The following is a 17,354-nucleotide window of genomic DNA, read 5'->3' as shown; positions in this document are numbered from 1 at the left end:
GGGAAGGGGAACCCCTCGCTCTGCTGTCGATGCCTGTAAGGCCTTACGGCCTAACAGGCACGGCCCTTCGGGCCGCCCGTTGGATCGCCGCCGGCGCGGGAGGGGTTCCCCTTCCCCCCAAGCCCCCCATCCCTTCCCCAGCGCGCTTTTACTGTGGAAGAGTCAGGAAGACGAGGAATGCCCGCCCCCAAAAGCACGCGGAGCGTATAGCAATGGGCTCCCTCACCCGTCGAAACGATTTGCCGATTTGCGGCAACAGCCCTGAGCGGCCAGCATGCCGGGCCTGTTACCGGTCAGATAGAGCATTTTCAGTTGGCAACGCGTCACGTTGCAAACCATACGGCCAGTCGTCTTGCGGAAAAAACGCGGTTTTCCCGCTCACTTTGAGCCGGGCGGCGCTGTGTCGCCGCCTTTTCCCTTTTTCAAAGCTAAAACGCTTTAGGTTGCCCTGCGGCAACGCTTGCTTTCCTCGCCATATCGCCGGGGGACGGACGAGACAATGGCGAACGGCGCGGCAAGACGTTCGTCATTGACCAGAGCAAGATTTTCGAGGGGTGGGGGTTCGGGGGAGGGGAACCTTTGCAAAGGTTCCCCTCCCCCGTCCCAACAAGAACGTCCCGCGACAACGGGACGTTTCGTTTCAGGCGGGGTCCTGCAGATAGATGTCGAGCAGGCCGGGAGGCGGCGCTATGGTCACCGAGGGAGCATCGGGATCTGTGAGGTCGAAGCCTTCGATGAAACAGGCTTCGGCGGGAAAGAGCACTTCCTTGCCGTCGTCGGTGAAGATGCTCCAGATCTCCTTGTCCGGCGCGGGATATTCCACATGGTCGAGCCGTCCCAGGCGGCTGCCGTCAGGCAGGAGGACGGCGCAGCCCAGCAAGTCTTCCACATAGATCTCGTCGTCTTCGGGAGCCGGCAGGTCGTCGCGGCTGATGAGCAGACGCGCCCCGCGCAGCGCTTCGGCGGCGGTACGGTCGGGAACGCCTTCCAGCGTCACGAGCGGACGGCCCTTGTGCTGCCGGTGGCCGGCGACCCGCACGGGATACGGCGGCCGCTGCCCTACTTGCAGGGACAGCGGCGCGTCAAGCAAGGATGGGGAGTCCGCATACCATTCGATGCAGATCTCCCCTTTGATGCCATGCGGGCGCAACAATGTGCCCAGGTGGATCCATTGCGGCATGAGCCGGTCACTCCAGGATTTCCAGCACGGTCCGCTTGCCGCACTTGGTCGAGGCGGCGCTGAGCAGGGTACGCATGGCACGGGCCGTACGCCCCTGCTTGCCGATGACCTTGCCGAGGTCTTCCTTGGCAACCTTGAGTTCCAGCACTGTGGTCTGTTCGCCGTCAATCTCGCTGACGCGCACCTCGTCGGGCTTATCGACCAGCGACTTGGCGATATAGAGAATCAAATCCTTCATACGAACCTCCCCCGCGCCGGAAGAAGGCACGGCATTAGCCCATGTGCTTCTTGATGAGCGCGCGCACGGTGTCGGTCGGTTCCGCACCGCGGCCGAGCCATTCCTTGACCTTTTCGACGTCGAACTTCACTTCGGCGGGCGAGGTCATGGGGTTGTAGTAGCCCAGAAAATCCAGCGGACGACCGTCACGACGGGTTTCATCGTTGGCGGCCACCACGCGGTAGAAAGGATGCTTCTTGCTGCCCATGCGGGTCAATTTCAGCTTTACAGCCATGAGTCAAACTCCCTTGGTTATGATAATTTTCTTGTAACGTGAGGTGGGCAAAAGAGCAAGCCGGGCCGCTCCTGCCGGACAAAGCCAAACAGACGTGCGTCTGTCATTTTTTCTTGCGCTTGGCGGGCCGCTCGCGCTTTTTGCGCTTCTTGGCGGCCGCTCCCTTGCCGGAGCCGCCCCCGGGCAGCGACGGCAGGCCCATGCCGGGCATGCCGGGCATCCCCGCGCCGGGCGGCATGCCGGGCAAGCCCATGCCCTGCGCCATGCCGCCCATTCCGGCAGGCAGATGCATGCCGCGCGGCAATTTGGGCATGGCTGGCACCTTGGGTTTGCCGCCACCCAGCATTCCCTTCATCATCTGGCGCATCTGCTCGAACTGGCGCACGAGCTGGTTGACCTGCTGTACACTCACACCGGCCCCTCTGGCAATACGCGCGCGGCGGCTGCCATTGAGGATATCGGGATTACGGCGCTCGGCCATGGTCATGGAGTTGATGATGGCCTCGGTGCGCGCCATCTCCTTTTCCGGCACGGCGCCGTTCATTTCGGCCAGCTTTTCACGCAGGCCGCCCAGCCCCGGGATAAGTTTGAGGATGCTGTCCAGCGAGCCGAGCTTTTTCACCCGCCGCATCTGGGTGCGAAAATCTTCCAGGTCAAAGCTGGCCTTGCGCATCTTCTGGGCAAGGGCCTCCGCTTCTTCGGCATTGATGGTCTCCTGCGCGCGCTCCACCAGCGTCAGCACGTCGCCCATACCGAGGATGCGTCCGGCGATACGGTCAGGATGGAAGACCTCCATCTCCGACAGCTTTTCCCCCATACCCACAAATTTGACCGGCGCGCCGGTGACGGCCTTGATGGAGAGGGCCGCGCCGCCGCGAGCGTCGCCGTCCATCTTGGTCAGCACCACGCCGCTGATGCCGAGCCGCTCGTTGAAGGATTCGGCCACGGTGACCGCATCCTGGCCGGTCATGGCGTCGGCCACAAAAAGGATCTCCTGCGGCTGCACGGCGGCCTTGATGGCGGAAAGCTCCTCCATGAGGGGCTCATCCACATGCAGGCGGCCCGCCGTATCCAGCAGCACTACCGTGGCCTGCTGCGCCCGTGCTTCGGCCAGCGCGGCTTTGGCGATATCCACAGGATTCATGTCCACCGTGGAGGGGTAACACGGCATGTCGAGCTGCCGAGCCAGCACGGTAAGCTGGTCGATGGCCGCGGGGCGGTACACGTCCGCCGGCACAAGGTAAGGACGCATCTTCTGCTTGCGCAGCAGATTGGCCAGCTTGCCCGCCGAGGTGGTCTTGCCCGAGCCCTGCAGGCCCACGAGCATGATGACCGCCGGTTCTTTGCCCTGCAGATCAAGGTGGGCCGTTTCCCCCCCCAGCAGCTGCACCAGCTCGTCATGTACGACCTTGACGACCTGCTGGGCGGGGCTCACGCCCTTGAGGACTTCCTGCCCGAGGCATTTGGCGCGGACGCTGTCCACAAAGTCCTTGACGACCTTGAAGTTGACGTCCGCCTCAAGCAGGGCAAGCCGGACCTCGCGCAGTCCCGCCTGCATGTTTTCCTCGGTCAGGTGCGACTGGCCCCGCAGGTTGCGGAACGCGGAAGAAAGACGGTCGGAAAGGCTCTCGAACATGGCCACCTCTGACAGTGGGAAAAGATACGCGCCGCAGTCGGCCAGGCGATGCGTGCGGCAGTCACAGAACTTTCGTTCATAGACTGTTTGCCGGGAGAGGTCAAGCCGCAAGGGCTTCGCCCATGCTGCGGCAGACTCGCCCGGCAAGGAGGACGGGACAGGCTTGCGTACAAGACGCAAAGGGGAGAGCCCTGAAGGACTCTCCCCAAAACTGCCTAAGCTCTTTTAGAGCTATGCACTCTTAGAAGGAGTAGGCGAAGACCAGCTGGGCCTTCCACATATCCTGCTTGGAGTACTGGCTGTAGTAGGTGCCGGCATTGCTGAAGCCGGTGTGACGCCAGGTGTCGCGATCCATCATGTTGACCACGTAACCCAGTTCGAGGTTCATCTGCAGGTTTTCGTAGATCTGGTAGGTGTTCACCAGGTTGAATTCCAGCAGACCGTCGTTGGTGGTCAGGTAGGGGCCATCAACAGAGCCGTTGTTCCAAGCGTAGGCGCTGTTCATGTACTTGACCATGGACGGGCTGTTGGTGCCGCCCCAGTAAGCCACACGGAAGGTGTGCTTCAGGTCTTCCATGAAGCTCATGTCGCGGATCTGGAGACCGATACCCCAGGTGCCGGCATAGCTGGTGTTGTAGTCCTGCTTCACCCAGCCAAGGTTGCCGTCGCCCATGAAGGAGGTGAAGTTGCCCATGGGAGCGATGGAGGGCATACGCTCGGAGCCGTTCTTCACGCTGCCGTCGTCACCGGAGGCATACCAGCCGAAGATGCCGGGCACGCCCCAATCCATCTTGTATTCCACCAGGGCCTTGGCCAGCCAGCCCTGACGCTCAGAATTGCCACGCACGGTGCGGCCCCAGCCGGCGGTGTACTTCTTGGTGACGTCATAGCGGCCGGTGCTTTCCACATAGCCGTAGTTGATGTCGAACTCGATGTTCAGCGGATCCCACAGGGTGATGGCCACCGGCAGGCCAGCCCAGAACATGGAACCATACACATAACGTCCAGAGTAAGGGTTGGTCCTGTCCATGCCGTCAAAGTAGGGACGCATGGTGAAGTTGGGGTTACCATCCTTAAACTGCTCGCCATCGACGGCACTCCAAGCATTGCGGCCGGCCATGCCGTACATGACCCACGGGGTGGCCTGCACGCCGTCAAACTTCAGATCGAGCATGAGGGAGAACAGGTCCATGTTGTCCAGATAGTTGCTGTAGTTGTACTTGTTCTGGACGCGGTTGCCCGCGAGGTCATTCACCTGGGAGTAGTTGTCGTTGAACGGACGGGCCCACAGGGCGGTCAGAGCAACGTTTTCGTTGAAGGCGTAGGAGGCGGTCACGCCGGCCACGTCGGTATCCAGCACAGCGGAGCCGCCGGCCTTGTTGGGCAGCTGCACGCCCTGGAGACCCATGCGGAACTTCAGGTCGGTGTTGGGCACGAGCCAGTCGAGGTAAGCACGCTTCACCTTGATGGCGGTGGTGCCGTCAGCGCCCAGAGCGGCGCCGTTGCTGTTGTCGCCCCACCAGTGGTTGCCGATTTCGAAGTACACGGTGCCGGACAGAGCTTCGGAAGCCACGGCATCCAACTGCAGACGGATACGCTGCACGGCGTAGAAGTCGTCTTCGTTGTCGGTCTTGGCGTTATTCTGCTTGGAGGTCAGGCTGGTGTTGGCGGCGCCAAAGCCCATCAGCCACTGCCCCTTAGCCTTGAAATCAACAGCGCTGGCGCCGGTGGCAGCACCGAACAGCATGCCCGCGGCCAGAGCGAGAGTCATAAGCTTCTTCATGATCTTCCTTCCTTAACTTTTGGTTTCTGCGATTATGGCCTTGCGGCCTACCCTTGCGGATCCCCAATTCTCCGTTCGCTGCAGATGACGAACGAAAAACCCTTGAGCCGACCCAAAGTCCCCACTTTGGCGAGCCGCTGCACGCGGCCCCTATCAGCTCCTCGTGTTTAAATTTTTATACCCTCTTTGGCCGCGTGTCAAAGCAAAAATGCCGTTTTGATAAAAAAATTTTTACTTTTCCGCATCTTCAGTCATATCAGCGCATTAAAAAGTCTTTAGAATGCCGAAGGCTTCACATTGACAGGTGTCACACGAGAAGATATGATGCTCCATTCAAAATTATCCTGCAATTTCAGCACATTGCGAGGCGCTTCATGTTTACCAATCGCGGTAAGGCCCTGACATTCGACGATATTCTGCTCATTCCCGGCTATTCGGAGGTCACTCCCGACGCCGTCGACCTTTCCACCTACCTCACCCCGGAGATCCCGCTCCGCATCCCGCTGCTTTCCGCGGCCATGGATACGGTCACCGAGTCGGCCATGGCCATCAGCATGGCCCGCATGGGCGGCATCGGCATCATCCATAAAAATATGCCGGTGGAGCGTCAGCGTCTGGAGATCGAAAAGGTCAAGAAGAGCGAAAGCGGCATGATCCTCGATCCGGTGACGGTCTCCTCCCGCAACACGGTGCAGGAGGCGCTGGACCTCATGGCGGACTTCCGCGTCTCCGGCCTGCCGGTGGTGGACGATGAGCGGCTGGTGGGCATACTGACCAATCGCGACGTGCGCTTTGTGGAAGACGCTTCCACCGTGCTGGTGGCCGACTACATGACCCGCGAGAATCTGGTGACCGTGCCCATGGGTACCTCGCTGGAGGAATCCAAGCGTCATCTGCACGAGCACCGCATCGAAAAGCTCCTTGTGGTGGACGAGAACAACCGCCTGCGCGGCCTCATTACCATGAAGGACATCGACAAGGTGCAGAAGTACCCCAACGCCTGCAAGGACGACAAGGGACGTCTGCGCGTGGGCGCGGCCATCGGCATCGGCAAGGACTGCGACGCGCGCGCCGAGCAGCTGCTTGCCGCCGGGGCGGACGTGCTGGTGCTGGATTCGGCCCACGGGCATTCCGTCAACGTGCTCAACGCCATCCGCAAGGTGAAGACGGCCTTCCCCCACTGCCAGCTCATCGCCGGCAACGTGGCCACTTATGAAGGCGCTCGCGCCATCCTTGAGGCCGGGGCGGACACGGTGAAAGTCGGCATCGGGCCCGGCTCCATCTGCACCACCCGCATCGTGGCCGGCGTGGGCGTGCCGCAGGTGACGGCCGTCATGGACGGCAGCCGCGCCGCCCGCGAGATGGGCCGCTGCTGCGTGGCCGACGGCGGCATCAAGTTCTCCGGCGACATCGTCAAGGCGCTGGTGGTGGGCGCGCATTCGGTCATGATCGGTTCCCTCTTTGCCGGCACCGAGGAAAGCCCGGGCGAGACCATCCTGTACCAGGGCCGCACCTACAAGGTCTACCGCGGCATGGGCTCCATCGACGCCATGAAGGAAGGCAGCTCCGACCGTTACTTCCAGGAACGCAGCAAAAAGCTCGTGCCCGAAGGCATCGTGGGCCGCGTGCCCTACCGTGGACCGGTCATGGACGCCATCTATCAGCTCATGGGCGGCCTTCGCTCCGGCATGGGGTACGTGGGGGCACGCACCCTGCCCGATCTCTACGAGAACACCACGTTCTGCGAGATCTCCTCGGCCGGTCTGCGCGAAAGCCATGTGCACGACGTCGTCATCACCAAGGAAGCGCCCAACTACCGTATCGACAACTAGACCATATCAACGTCAAGCCTCCAGCCGGTTTCACATGAATAATGGATGTACCCCACGCATGCCCGCAGCTTTTTGACGAACGCTCGCCGCATGTCTCGTCGCCTCCCCCGGTAAAAGCGCGCTGGGGAAGGGATGGGGAGCCTGGGGGGAAGGGAAAGCCCTCCAGCGCCGGCGGAGGGGTTTCCCTTCCCCCCGGATAAACCGCGCACAGCGTCAACAGGCCCCAGCCGTCGCGCCGCAACGCTCGCCGCACGGCACAGCCTCAAGGAAGGATCATGGCTCACAGCAAGGTAATCATCATCGACTACGGCTCGCAGGTCACCCAGCTCATCGCCCGCCGGGTGCGCGAGGCCGGCGTCTACTCCGAAATCCATGCCTGCAACGTCACCGCCGCCCAGGTGGCGGCCATGCAGCCTCAGGCCGTCATCCTTTCCGGCGGCCCGGCCAGTGTGGGCGAGGCCGACGCCCCCACGCTGGACCGCGGTTTCCTGGAACTGGGCGTGCCGGTGCTGGGCATCTGCTACGGCATGCAGCTGCTTGCCCATAACCTCGGCGGTCAGCTTGCCCAGTCCGAGACCCGCGAATACGGCCCCGCCGATCTGACGCTGGCCGCGCCCTGCGCCCTCTGGGACGGGCTGGACGGTTCCGCCCCCAGCCGCGTCTGGATGAGCCACGGGGACAAGGTGCTCGTGCCGCCGCCGGGCTTCACCGTCACCGGGCGCACGCCCACCCTCGAGGTGGCGGCCATGGCCGACGAGGCGCGCCGCATCTATGCCGTGCAGTTCCATCCCGAAGTGCACCACAGCGCGGACGGCGAGCAGATGCTGCGCAACTTCCTTTTCAAAGTTTGCCGCATCACGCCGGACTGGAGCATGTCCTCCTTCGTGGAGCGCGTGGTCAAGGAGATGGCCGAAAAAATCGGCGACAAGCATGTGGTCTGCGCCCTTTCCGGCGGCATCGACTCCACGGTGGTGGCCGTGCTGCTGCACAAGGCCATCGGGCATCGCCTGCACTGCATCTTTGTGGACAACGGCCTGCTGCGCCTCAATGAAGGGGAACAGGTGGTCGGCTACCTGCGCGAGCATTTCGACCTCAACCTTACCTTCGTGCAGGCCCAGAAGCGTTTCCTCGACCTGCTCAAGGGCGTGGAAGACCCGGAAAAGAAGCGCAAGATCATCGGCCATACCTTCATCGACATCTTCGACGAGGAAGCCAAAAAGCTCCCCGAAGTGGAATACCTCGCTCAGGGCACGCTCTACCCCGACGTCATCGAGTCCGTTTCCCACAAGGGGCCGAGCGCCGTCATCAAGAGCCACCACAACGTGGGCGGCCTGCCCGAGACCATGAAGCTCAAGCTGGTGGAACCGCTGCGCGAACTCTTCAAGGACGAGGTCCGCAAGGTGGCCGCCGAGCTGGGCATGCCGGACTCCATCGTCTGGCGTCATCCCTTCCCCGGACCGGGCCTCGCCATCCGCGTGCTGGGCGAGATCACCGAAGAACGCCTGCACATCCTGCGTCAGGCGGACAAGATCGTGCAGGAAGAGCTGCGCGAATCCGGCTGGTACCGCAAGGTCTGGCAGGGCTTCGCCGTGCTGCTGCCCCTCAAGACCGTGGGCGTCATGGGCGACGGCCGCACCTATGAACACGTCATCGCCTTGCGCGTGGTGGACAGCGTGGACGCCATGACCGCCGACTGGGCCCGCCTGCCGGCCGATCTGCTGGCCCGCATGTCCGGCCGCATCATCAACGAGGTCAAGGGCGTCAACCGCGTGGTCTATGACGTTTCCTCCAAGCCGCCGAGCACCATCGAATGGGAGTAGCCTCCCGGAGATGCCCGGCCTGACGGCAGACGCGTTTTGCCGTTGCAAAGGGGAAAGCGCGAGGCGGAGGCACAGCGCCGCCCGCCTCAAACCAAGCGGGAAGACCTCGTTTTTCCGCGAAACGACAGGCCGTATGGTTTGAAACGCAAAACGTTTCAAGCAAAAAATGCTCATGAGGGCGGGGAAGGTGGAGCCGGCGCTCCCCTTCCCCGCCTTGTCGTTGCCCGGCCTGCCCCCTGCTCTGCACAGGGAAACATGCGTTTACATTGCTCGCCTTTACATCGGCCCCTTGCTGGGCTAACCTCCTCACTCTGCGCCGCCTGCCCTGCCGGAGCTCGGTTGGGGAGAAGGCGCGCCACCGCCGGGCCTGCTCCCGCACGGACGGCGCACGGCCCGGAACATGCGCCCGCCGCTGCACATGGGGCGCAAGAACGCGACGACAGGGGGGTCACATGTTCGGAATCGGCAGCACGGAACTTCTGGTTATTCTGCTGGTGGCACTGGTAGTGCTGGGGCCCAAGAGCCTGGCGAGCGTTTCCCGCTCGCTGGGCAAAGCCATGGGCGAATTTCGCCGGGTCTCCACGGATTTTCAGCGCACCCTGAATGCGGAAGTGGCCAACGAGGAAGAAGACGAGAAGCAGCGCAAGGCCGCCGAGGCGAAACCAGCGCCCTCCTCCTCTCCGTCCGGAGCGACGGCTGACGCCTCCCGCAGGACGGAGACCGCCGCGCAGACCGGCAAGGCCGAGCCTGCCGAACCTGCTACGTTGGACACTACGGCCCGGCCCGCGACAGAGTCCGAAGGGCCCGTCCCCCCGCAGGGCAGCCCGTTGGAGAAGGCGGTAGCCGCCACTCAGGCCGCCGCGCAGACCGCCCCGGCGACGGAGGCCCAAGCTTCCGGGAGCGAACGCGCATGAGCGACAAGCTGACGCAGGATATGGCGGACAAGACGGACGTTTCCGCCGTCCGTCATGAGGAAACGACGGCTTCTCCCCACATGACGGAAGAACGGCCGCGCCCCGACGAGCTCACTGTCGTCACCGTCGGGCCGGAAGAGGCCTCCGCGCAAGACGACTACGCGGCCATCCGTGCCGCCGCGCTGGCCATGAGCGGCGTGGATGCCGAGGCCACCGCCCGGCCGGCGAATGGCGCGACGGACGGTGCGACGGAGGACACGCCCGAGCGGACGGCTGCCCCTGACGCTCCCGTGACGGAGGCTGACGGCCCGCAGGTCATCCAGGACGCCAGCCCGGACGTGCTGGCCGCTCAGGCCGCCGAGAACGCGCAGGCCGAGCAGGCGGACGCGTCCGGCGATACGCCGGCAACCGACGCCGCCGGACAGGAAAACGCCGCCGTGCCGGACGTGGCGGGCAATGCCGTGCCCGCAGCGGGAGGAGACGGGGGGGATCCGCCCGTTCAGCCGCCCAGCGAGGAAGAAGAGACGCCGGATCCGGCCGAAAAGCCCATGAGCCTGCTGGAGCATCTCAATGAGATGCGCTGGCGGCTGGTGCGCTGCCTCATCGCCGCGGCCGTGGGTTTCTGCCTCTGCTGGGCCTTTGTGGAACCCATCTTCGCCGTGCTGGTCAAGCCCTTGCTGGCCGTCCTGCCCGCTGACGGCAACGCCATGTACAGCACCATGCCGGAAGCCTTCTTCATCCGCATGTTCGTGGCCTGCATCGCCGGGGTCTTTGTGGCCAGTCCGGTCATTTTCTATCAGATATGGGCGTTCATCTCACCGGGGCTGTATGAGGAGGAAAAACTCTTCATCGTGCCGGTGGCCATCATCTCGGCGTTCTTTTTCGTGGGGGGAGCCCTTTTCTGCTATCACATCGTCTTCCCCTTCGCCTTCCAGTTCTTCATGAGCTACAATACCGAGCAGATACGGGTCATGCCGCGTATCAGCGACTATGTGGACTTCGTCCTCAAGCTGCTCATCGCCTTTGGACTCATCTTTGAAATGCCCCTTTTCGCCTTCTTCCTCTCCCGCATGGGCGTGCTCACGGCGGCCATGATGCGACGGGCCCGGCGCTACGCCATCCTGGGCATTTTCATCGTGGCGGCCATCCTCACGCCGCCGGACGTGCTGTCGCAACTGCTCATGGCCGCCCCCATGCTGATGCTCTATGAGGTCAGCGTCATCGTGGCGGCCGTCTTCGGCAAAAAGAAGAAAGCGGCGGTTGACGGCGAAAACGGCGAGGAACCCGCCCCCAACGCTGACGGACAAAGCACGGGAGAATAGCCATGACGACGGATATCCGCAGCGCGGAACGCAGCCGCTGCAGCACGGAAACGGACATCAGCCTGCGGCTGGTGCTGGACGGTGAGGGCAAGGTGGACGTGCAGACCGGCTTCGGCCTGCTGGATCACATGCTGCATCTGACCTTTTTCTGGGCCGGCATGGATCTGCACCTGCGCTGCCGTGGCGATATGCACATCGACGCCCACCACAGCGCCGAGGACATCGCCCTCGTGCTCGGGCAGGCTCTGCTGGAGGCGCTGGGCGACCGCAAGGGCATCGAGCGGGTGGGCTTCGGACGGGTCCCCATGGACGAAGCCCTGACCGAGGTGAGCCTCGATCTTTCCGGCCGTCCCTGGCTGGAGTGGCGCGGCGACGAGCTGCTGCCGCCGGTCATCGCCGGGGAAGAGCGGGACGTCTGGCGAGAATTCTACAAATCCCTTGCCGCGGGCGCGCGCTGCAATCTGCACATCAGCCTGCTCTATGGCAAGAATGGCCATCATCTGCTGGAGTCGGCAGCCAAGGGGCTGGGACTGGCCCTGCGCCAGGCTGTCCGGCGTACCGGCACAGTCATCAGAAGTACCAAGGGAGGTCTGGACTGATGCGTTCCCGTCTCACCATCATGGCCCTGCTGGCGCTCTGCCTCGGGCTCCTTCTCACGGGCTGCGCCCGGAAGCCCCGCACCACGGCGGATATTCCCCGGTCGCTCTCGCCGTCCTACAGCATTGCGGTGGCGCCCTTCACCCAGCCGACCAGCACAAGCCAGCTCATCATTGGGCAGATCCCCCGCGATCAGGGACGCATCGCGCCCGAGATGCTGCCCGCGCTGGACAGGACGCTGCGCGACGTGCTGATGACGGAGACCAAACGGCAATACACCTTCGTGCCCCGGCATGCCCCCCTGCCGGACAAGATGCGCTATCATGACTCCAACCAGCCGCAGGCCCTGTCCGCCTGGGTGGCCTATGCCCGGGAGGTCAAGACGGATCTGCTGCTGGTGCCTCAGGTGCTCAACTGGCATCCGCGCGAAGGCTCCCGTGCGGGTGTGACCCGTCCCGCCCATGTGCGGGTGGAGTTCTTCCTGATCAATGCGCGGCAGGGGACCATCCTTGACCGCTCGGTCTATGATGTGGAGCAAACCAGCCTGACAAGCAACCTTCTCGAGATCGGCGAATTCTTCAAGCGCCAGGCTGGCTGGGCCACCGCCGACGAGCTGGCGCGTGAAGGCATGGTCAAGGCCGTAAAGGACATGACGTTATGATCATTTTCCCCGCAGTGGACATCCAGGACGGCAAGGCCGTACGCCTGCGTCAGGGCCGCGCCGATGACAGCACCGTCTTTTCCCCCGACCCGGTGGCCGCGGCGCGTCACTGGCAGGAACAGGGGGCCCGCCGGCTGCACGTCGTCGATCTGGACGGCGCTTTTGACGGCCTGCCCCGCAGCCGCGACATCGTGCGCGACATCTGCTCCGCGCTGGACATCCCCGTCCAGCTTGGCGGCGGCATCCGCAGCGAGCAGATCGCCCAGGCCTATCTGGACGCCGGCGTGGAACGCCTCATCATCGGCACGCTGGCGCTGGAGCAGCCCGAGGCCTTCGCCGCCCTTTGCCGCCGTTTTCCCGGCCGCATCGGCGTCTCGCTGGATGCCGAGGGCGGACGCCTCAAGACCAAGGGCTGGGTGGCCGACGCCGGCCTGAGCGTGGATGACGTGCTGCCCCGCCTGCTGGGCGACGGCGCGGCCTTCATCATCTATACGGATATCGAGCGGGACGGCATGCAGACCGGGGTCAACCTCCCGGCCCTGACCCACTTGGCCGAAGCCTCCACCGTGCCGGTCATTGCCGCGGGCGGCGTGGCCACCCTGGCCGATGTGCAGGCCCTCTACCCACTGAGCCGGACGGCCCGTCTTGAGGGAGCCATCAGTGGGCGCGCCCTCTATGAAGGGACCCTTGATCTGAAGCAGGCCAACGACTGGATCGACGCCCAGAGCTAGATGTCTTTTTGGGGGGGAAGGGGCCCCTTGCGTTGCTGTCGATGCCCGTAAGGCTCCTTTGTCGCCTGACGGACACGACCCTCCGGGCCGCCCGTTGGGTCGCCGCCGGCGCGGGAGGTGTTCCCCTTCCCCCCTAGCCCCCCACCCTTCCCCAGCGCGCTTTTACCGAGAGCTGTGTCGGAAAAGCGAGGCAAGCCCGCCGCCAAAGACACGTGGAGCGTGTGCAGCCATCTTGATCATTTAATGAATTATTGCGGTCTAAGAGCATTCCGCCGTTTTTCAAAGGCAAAATGCGAGGTCGCGGCACCGCGTATCACAGATAAAGACAGTTTCTTTTTTTTGTCCTGCGCCCCCGCCTTGGCCGCAAGGATGCCGCTCATTGCGGTTCATCCCGACCTGTGCTAAAATATTACTATGTTTTTTGCCGGTTCCTTCCCTCCCTACCGGGCTTTCCATGCCTGCCGTGACGAACGCTACTGGCGTTCCTGCCTCTAAGTCTTCTCTTGTCATACGCCATTCGCTGCGCTGACGCATGAGCGCACGCGTCCCGTACCTGCCTTGTGGAGCGGCAGCATTTGTTGTTGCGTCCATTTGAGAGCGTTTTGCCCGTGAAACAGGCAAAACGCGAGGCGACGGCACAGCGCCGTCGGTCTGAACTGCGTGAGAACACCACGCTTTTCCCGCAGAGCGACAGGTCCACGGCTGAAAATACAAAGCCTTTCAACCGGAAAAGGCGCTTGCTGTCGCCTATATCGTACGACAAGAGGAAAAAGTCATGACGCCCACACGTCCTTATCACTGGTTCTGTCTGCTGGCGGCCATCCTGCTGGAAGTCGGCGGTTCCACCATCATGAAGCTGTCCCAGCAATGGGGCTTTGCCCATGCGGCCCTGCTTGGCCTTGTCATCATGTGGCTGTGCATCGGCCTTTCCTATTACTTTCTTGCGCTCTCCACCACCGGCCTGCCGGTGGGGGTGGCTTTTGCCTTCTGGGAAGGCTTGGGCCTGACGCTGGTGACGCTGGCCGGCTTCCTGGTGCTGGGAGAACAGCCCAGCCTGACCCGCCTGCTGGGCCTCTGCTGCGTGCTGGGTGGGGCGCTGCTGGTGCACAAGGGCACCAGTCACGGCGACGACAGCGCCGCCACAAAGGAGGCCCGCCATGCCTGATACGCTCATTCCCCTGCTGCTTGTGCTGGCCGCCGCCATCCTGGATGTGCTGGCCAATCTCCTGCTGGCCCGCAGCCAGGGTTTTCGCCGCCGTCTTACCGGGATCCTGGCGCTTCTGGGGGTAGGTCTGGCATTCTACTGCCTTTCGCTGGCCGTGCGTACGCTGGATCTCTCCGTGGCGTATGCCATGTGGGGGAGCTTCGGCATCCTCGGCACGTCGCTGGGGGGCTGGCTGTTCTTCAAGCAGCGGCTGCGGCCTTGCGCCTTTGCCGGCATCGGCCTGCTCATCGCGGGCATGATCCTGCTGCATCAGGCCTAAGCCCACAACACGCCGCACCCGTACGGAAGACGTGCGTACGAATACCTACAGGCCGGACAGCAAAAACTGTTCGGTCTGTTCTTTTAGAGCATTCTCAGTTTGAAACGCTTCACGTTGCAAGCCGTACGGCCTGTCGTTTCGCGGAAAAAGCGCGTTTTTTTCCGCTCACTTTGGGCCGGACGGCGCTGTCTCTACAGAGTCTGGCTGGCTTGCGGTCAGGCGACACCTTCCCATGCCGCGAGGCTCTGTGTCTGGACAAGCAAGGTTTTTTGGAAGGGAGGGGTTCGGGGAGGGGAACCTTTTGTCCACAAAAGGTTCCCCTCCCCGAAAAAACACAATGAAGGCTTATGCCTTACTGCGCGGGCTGACGCTTGTCGCTGCCGTCGTGCTTCATGGCGTCGGCGCGCAGGGACAGATAGAGCGGCTGGGCCGTGCCTTCCCCGGAAAAGATGGCCTCACGCGGGGCATCCAACGCATGGGGCAGCACTTCGTCCACATGTTCCACGAAAATGATCTCCAGATCCTTGAGCACCTCGTCCGGCACTTCCTTGAGATCCTTTTCATTGTCCCGCGGCATGATGACGCAGCGAATGCCGCTGCGCCGCGCGGCCAGCAGCTTTTCCCGCAGGCCGCCGATGGGCAGCACGCGACCGCGCAGCGAGATCTCCCCGGTCATGGCCACGTCGTTGCGAACGGCGATGCCGAGCAGAGCCGAGGTGATGGAGGTCGCCAGCGTGATGCCGGCCGACGGCCCGTCCTTGGGGGTGGCCCCCGCCGGAACGTGCACATGGATGTCCACCTTACGGTGGAAGCGCGGATCCAGCCCGAAGACTTCGGCCCGCGAGCGCACATAGCTCAGGGCCGCGCGCGCCGACTCCTTCATGACGTCGCCAAGCTGCCCGGTGGTCACGACCTGCCCGGAACCGCTCATGAGGCTGGTCTCCACAAGCAGGATCTCGCCGCCGCGCTGATTGTAGGCCAGCCCGGCGCACACCCCGACCTGCGGCTCGCTTTCCCGCTCTTCGTGACGGTAGCGCTTGACGCCCAGCATGGCGGGCAAGCTCTGGCGGGAAATGGTCACGCACTTGTTCAGATCGCCCTCTTCCACCAGCCGGATGGCCGTCTTGCGGCAGAGCGCGCCTATCTCGCGCTCCAGATTGCGCACGCCCGCCTCGCGGGTGTAGGAACGGATGATCTCCAGCAACGCGTTCTCGGAAAGGCGGATATTGTATTCCTTGAGGCCGTGCTCCTCGATCTGGCGCGGCAGCAGGAAATTGCGGGCGATATGGCGCTTTTCCGTCTCCAGATAGCTGTTCAGCTCGATGATCTCCATACGGTCCAGCAGCGGGGCCGGGATGGAATGCAGGGAGTTGGCCGTGGTGATGAAGAAGACCTTGGACAGATCGTATTCCAGATCAAGATAATGATCCATGAAGGTGGCGTTCTGCTCAGGGTCCAGCACTTCCAGCAGAGCCGAGGCCGGATCGCCGCGGTAGTCTGAGCTCATCTTGTCGATCTCGTCCAGACAGAACAGCGGGTTATTGTACTTGACCCGCTTGAGGGACTGGATGATCTTGCCCGGCAAGGCCCCCACATAGGTACGGCGATGCCCGCGGATCTCGGCCTCGTCCCGCACGCCGCCCAGCGCAAGACGCACATAATCGCGCCCGGTGGCCTTGGCGACGGACTTGGCCAGCGAGGTCTTGCCCACGCCGGGCGGGCCCACAAGGCAGAGGATGGGGCCTTTCAGGCCGTTGGAGAGCTTTTGCACGGCCAGATATTCGAGGATGCGCTCCTTGGGCTTTTCCAGCCCGAAATGATCGCCGTCAAGGATGGCCCGGGCCTTCTCGATGTCGATATCGACTTCCTTGAGGTCGCACCACGGCAGGTCCAGGATCCAGTCCACATAGTTGCGCACCACGGTGTACTCCGCGGCGGACGGCGGCATGGCCCGCAACTTCTTGACTTCGGAAAGGGCCTTTTCGCGGGCCTCCTCGGGCATGTTGCGGGCGCGCAGCTTCTGCTCCAGCTCGTCCATCTCGGCTTGCGGATCGTCGTCGCGGCCCATTTCCTTGTTGATGGCCTTGATCTGCTCGCTGAGGTAGTATTCCCGCTGGTTGCGCTCCATCTGCACCTTGACGCGGTTCTTGATGCGCTTTTCCATGCTGACGAGCGCCACCTCGCCCTGCAGCAGCTCATACACCTTCTCCAGGCGTTCGGTGACGTCCGTCAGTTCCAGAGCTTCCTGCTTGCGGCGGTAATCCACCTTGAGGTGCGGCAGCACGGCGTCGGCCAGCGCCCCGGGATCACGCTGGGCCAGGATGGCCAGCACGGCTTCCTGTGAGATCTTCTTGTTGCCCTTGGCGTATTCTTCCAGCGATTCATGCACCGCACGGACCAGCGCCTCCCGCTCTTCGGGGCGGCTCTCGGTTTCCGGCAGATCTTCCACCTGCACCAGCGGACAGGCGGCCGAATCCAGAAGGCTGCGCCAGACGGCCCTGTTCATGCCTTCAAACAGCACCTTGATGGTGCCGTCGGGCAGGCGCAGCATCTGCAGCACCTTGCAGACCACGCCGACGCCGTACAGGTCGTCGCCGCCGGGGCGCTCCACTTCCGCTTCCTTCTGGGAAACGAGGAAGATGAACTTGCCGAATTTCGCCTGGGCTTCCTCAATGGCCTTGATGGAGGCCTCCCGTCCCACAAAGAGCGGCATGATGGAACGGGGAAACATCACCACTTCCCGCAGGGGCATGAAGGGCAGGGTCTGCGCCGGGGAGGCGCCATACTGGGGTGCGGACATAGCGTATCCTTACGGTCCCTCGCGCTGCCGGCGGCGCGGGGCCGCCGGCAGGCGTTCATCACAAAGGAAAAGCGGTCATTGC

15 protein-coding genes are annotated in these 17,354 nt (G+C 63.3%); 9 read left to right on the top strand and 6 right to left on the bottom strand.

Going from position 1 to position 17,354, the window contains the following annotated elements:
• Nucleotides 1–640: 640 nt before the first annotated feature.
• The 5 genes from rimM to Q0K12_RS05490 form a co-directional block, all read right to left on the bottom strand.
• Entirely contained in the window at nt 641–1,180 is a 540-nt protein-coding gene (rimM, locus tag Q0K12_RS05510; RefSeq protein WP_297260804.1) for a ribosome maturation factor RimM, read from the bottom strand.
• A gap of 7 nt (nt 1,181–1,187) precedes the next feature.
• A complete protein-coding gene (locus Q0K12_RS05505; protein ID WP_297260803.1) occupies nt 1,188–1,418 on the bottom strand; it encodes a KH domain-containing protein in 231 nt (76 codons plus the stop codon).
• Between the two features lie 34 nt (nt 1,419–1,452).
• On the bottom strand, nt 1,453–1,692 hold the full coding sequence (gene rpsP / locus Q0K12_RS05500; RefSeq protein ID WP_297228805.1) for a 30S ribosomal protein S16: 240 nt from the start codon (nt 1,690–1,692) through the stop codon (nt 1,453–1,455).
• A 103-nt stretch (nt 1,693–1,795) separates the two neighbouring features.
• Nucleotides 1,796–3,328 carry a signal recognition particle protein gene (ffh, locus tag Q0K12_RS05495; RefSeq protein WP_297260800.1) on the bottom strand — a complete coding sequence of 511 codons (1,533 nt, stop codon included), beginning with the start codon at nt 3,326–3,328 and terminating at the stop codon, nt 1,796–1,798.
• Nucleotides 3,329–3,569: 241 nt separating this feature from the next.
• Entirely contained in the window at nt 3,570–5,111 is a 1,542-nt protein-coding gene (locus tag Q0K12_RS05490; RefSeq protein ID WP_297260798.1) for an outer membrane homotrimeric porin, read from the bottom strand.
• A 374-nt stretch (nt 5,112–5,485) separates the two neighbouring features.
• Between Q0K12_RS05490 and guaB the strand changes: the two genes are divergently transcribed.
• The 9 genes from guaB (at nt 5,486) to Q0K12_RS05445 (ending at nt 14,472) form a co-directional block, all read left to right on the top strand.
• Nucleotides 5,486–6,943: an IMP dehydrogenase gene (gene guaB, locus Q0K12_RS05485; protein ID WP_297260796.1), complete on the top strand. Its 1,458-nt coding sequence runs from the start codon at nt 5,486–5,488 to the stop codon at nt 6,941–6,943.
• Nucleotides 6,944–7,215: 272 nt separating this feature from the next.
• The gene (gene guaA, locus Q0K12_RS05480; RefSeq protein ID WP_297260811.1) at nt 7,216–8,763 is read left to right on the top strand and encodes a glutamine-hydrolyzing GMP synthase; all 1,548 of its coding nucleotides are present in this window, start codon (nt 7,216–7,218) and stop codon (nt 8,761–8,763) included.
• Between the two features lie 452 nt (nt 8,764–9,215).
• Nucleotides 9,216–9,677 carry a twin-arginine translocase TatA/TatE family subunit gene (locus tag Q0K12_RS12445; protein WP_363315618.1) on the top strand — a complete coding sequence of 154 codons (462 nt, stop codon included), beginning with the start codon at nt 9,216–9,218 and terminating at the stop codon, nt 9,675–9,677.
• Complete coding sequence (gene tatC / locus Q0K12_RS05470) at nt 9,674–10,999, top strand: twin-arginine translocase subunit TatC (protein ID WP_297260793.1); 1,326 nt, start codon at nt 9,674–9,676, stop codon at nt 10,997–10,999. The genes Q0K12_RS12445 and tatC overlap by 4 nt, the downstream gene beginning before the upstream one ends.
• 2 nt (nt 11,000–11,001) lie before the next feature.
• The gene (locus Q0K12_RS05465) at nt 11,002–11,598 is read left to right on the top strand and encodes an imidazoleglycerol-phosphate dehydratase (protein WP_297260792.1); all 597 of its coding nucleotides are present in this window, start codon (nt 11,002–11,004) and stop codon (nt 11,596–11,598) included.
• Nucleotides 11,598–12,257: a hypothetical protein gene (locus Q0K12_RS05460; RefSeq protein WP_297260789.1), complete on the top strand. Its 660-nt coding sequence runs from the start codon at nt 11,598–11,600 to the stop codon at nt 12,255–12,257. The genes Q0K12_RS05465 and Q0K12_RS05460 overlap by 1 nt, the downstream gene beginning before the upstream one ends.
• Nucleotides 12,254–12,988 (top strand): 1-(5-phosphoribosyl)-5-[(5-phosphoribosylamino)methylideneamino]imidazole-4-carboxamide isomerase, encoded by a 735-nt coding sequence (gene hisA, locus Q0K12_RS05455; protein ID WP_297260787.1) that lies wholly within the window; start codon nt 12,254–12,256, stop codon nt 12,986–12,988. The genes Q0K12_RS05460 and hisA overlap by 4 nt, the downstream gene beginning before the upstream one ends.
• 775 nt (nt 12,989–13,763) lie before the next feature.
• Nucleotides 13,764–14,153, top strand: coding sequence for a multidrug efflux SMR transporter (locus Q0K12_RS05450; RefSeq protein ID WP_297260785.1), 390 nt, complete (start codon nt 13,764–13,766; stop codon nt 14,151–14,153).
• On the top strand, nt 14,146–14,472 hold the full coding sequence (locus Q0K12_RS05445) for an SMR family transporter (RefSeq protein ID WP_297260783.1): 327 nt from the start codon (nt 14,146–14,148) through the stop codon (nt 14,470–14,472). Before Q0K12_RS05450 ends, Q0K12_RS05445 begins: the two co-directional genes overlap by 8 nt.
• 352 nt (nt 14,473–14,824) lie before the next feature.
• On the opposite strand, the gene lon is transcribed toward Q0K12_RS05445, so the two are convergent.
• Nucleotides 14,825–17,272 carry an endopeptidase La gene (gene lon, locus Q0K12_RS05440; protein WP_297260781.1) on the bottom strand — a complete coding sequence of 816 codons (2,448 nt, stop codon included), beginning with the start codon at nt 17,270–17,272 and terminating at the stop codon, nt 14,825–14,827.
• Nucleotides 17,273–17,354: the final 82 nt, after the last annotated feature.

The organism is uncultured Desulfovibrio sp., assembly GCF_944324525.1.
Taxonomy (GTDB): Bacteria; Desulfobacterota; Desulfovibrionia; order Desulfovibrionales; family Desulfovibrionaceae; genus Desulfovibrio.
This window is presented reverse-complemented; position numbering and strand designations above follow the sequence as displayed.

Coding starts and splice junctions, on each gene's coding strand:
- rimM (WP_297260804.1), bottom strand. CDS start 1,180: ATGCCGCAATGGATCCACCTGGGCACATTGTTGCGCCCGCATGGCATC.
- Q0K12_RS05505 (WP_297260803.1), bottom strand. CDS start 1,418: ATGAAGGATTTGATTCTCTATATCGCCAAGTCGCTGGTCGATAAGCCC.
- rpsP (WP_297228805.1), bottom strand. CDS start 1,692: ATGGCTGTAAAGCTGAAATTGACCCGCATGGGCAGCAAGAAGCATCCT.
- ffh (WP_297260800.1), bottom strand. CDS start 3,328: ATGTTCGAGAGCCTTTCCGACCGTCTTTCTTCCGCGTTCCGCAACCTG.
- Q0K12_RS05490 (WP_297260798.1), bottom strand. CDS start 5,111: ATGAAGAAGCTTATGACTCTCGCTCTGGCCGCGGGCATGCTGTTCGGT.
- guaB (WP_297260796.1), top strand. CDS start 5,486: ATGTTTACCAATCGCGGTAAGGCCCTGACATTCGACGATATTCTGCTC.
- Q0K12_RS12445 (WP_363315618.1), top strand. CDS start 9,216: ATGTTCGGAATCGGCAGCACGGAACTTCTGGTTATTCTGCTGGTGGCA.
- tatC (WP_297260793.1), top strand. CDS start 9,674: ATGAGCGACAAGCTGACGCAGGATATGGCGGACAAGACGGACGTTTCC.
- Q0K12_RS05465 (WP_297260792.1), top strand. CDS start 11,002: ATGACGACGGATATCCGCAGCGCGGAACGCAGCCGCTGCAGCACGGAA.
- Q0K12_RS05460 (WP_297260789.1), top strand. CDS start 11,598: ATGCGTTCCCGTCTCACCATCATGGCCCTGCTGGCGCTCTGCCTCGGG.
- hisA (WP_297260787.1), top strand. CDS start 12,254: ATGATCATTTTCCCCGCAGTGGACATCCAGGACGGCAAGGCCGTACGC.
- Q0K12_RS05450 (WP_297260785.1), top strand. CDS start 13,764: ATGACGCCCACACGTCCTTATCACTGGTTCTGTCTGCTGGCGGCCATC.
- Q0K12_RS05445 (WP_297260783.1), top strand. CDS start 14,146: ATGCCTGATACGCTCATTCCCCTGCTGCTTGTGCTGGCCGCCGCCATC.
- lon (WP_297260781.1), bottom strand. CDS start 17,272: ATGTCCGCACCCCAGTATGGCGCCTCCCCGGCGCAGACCCTGCCCTTC.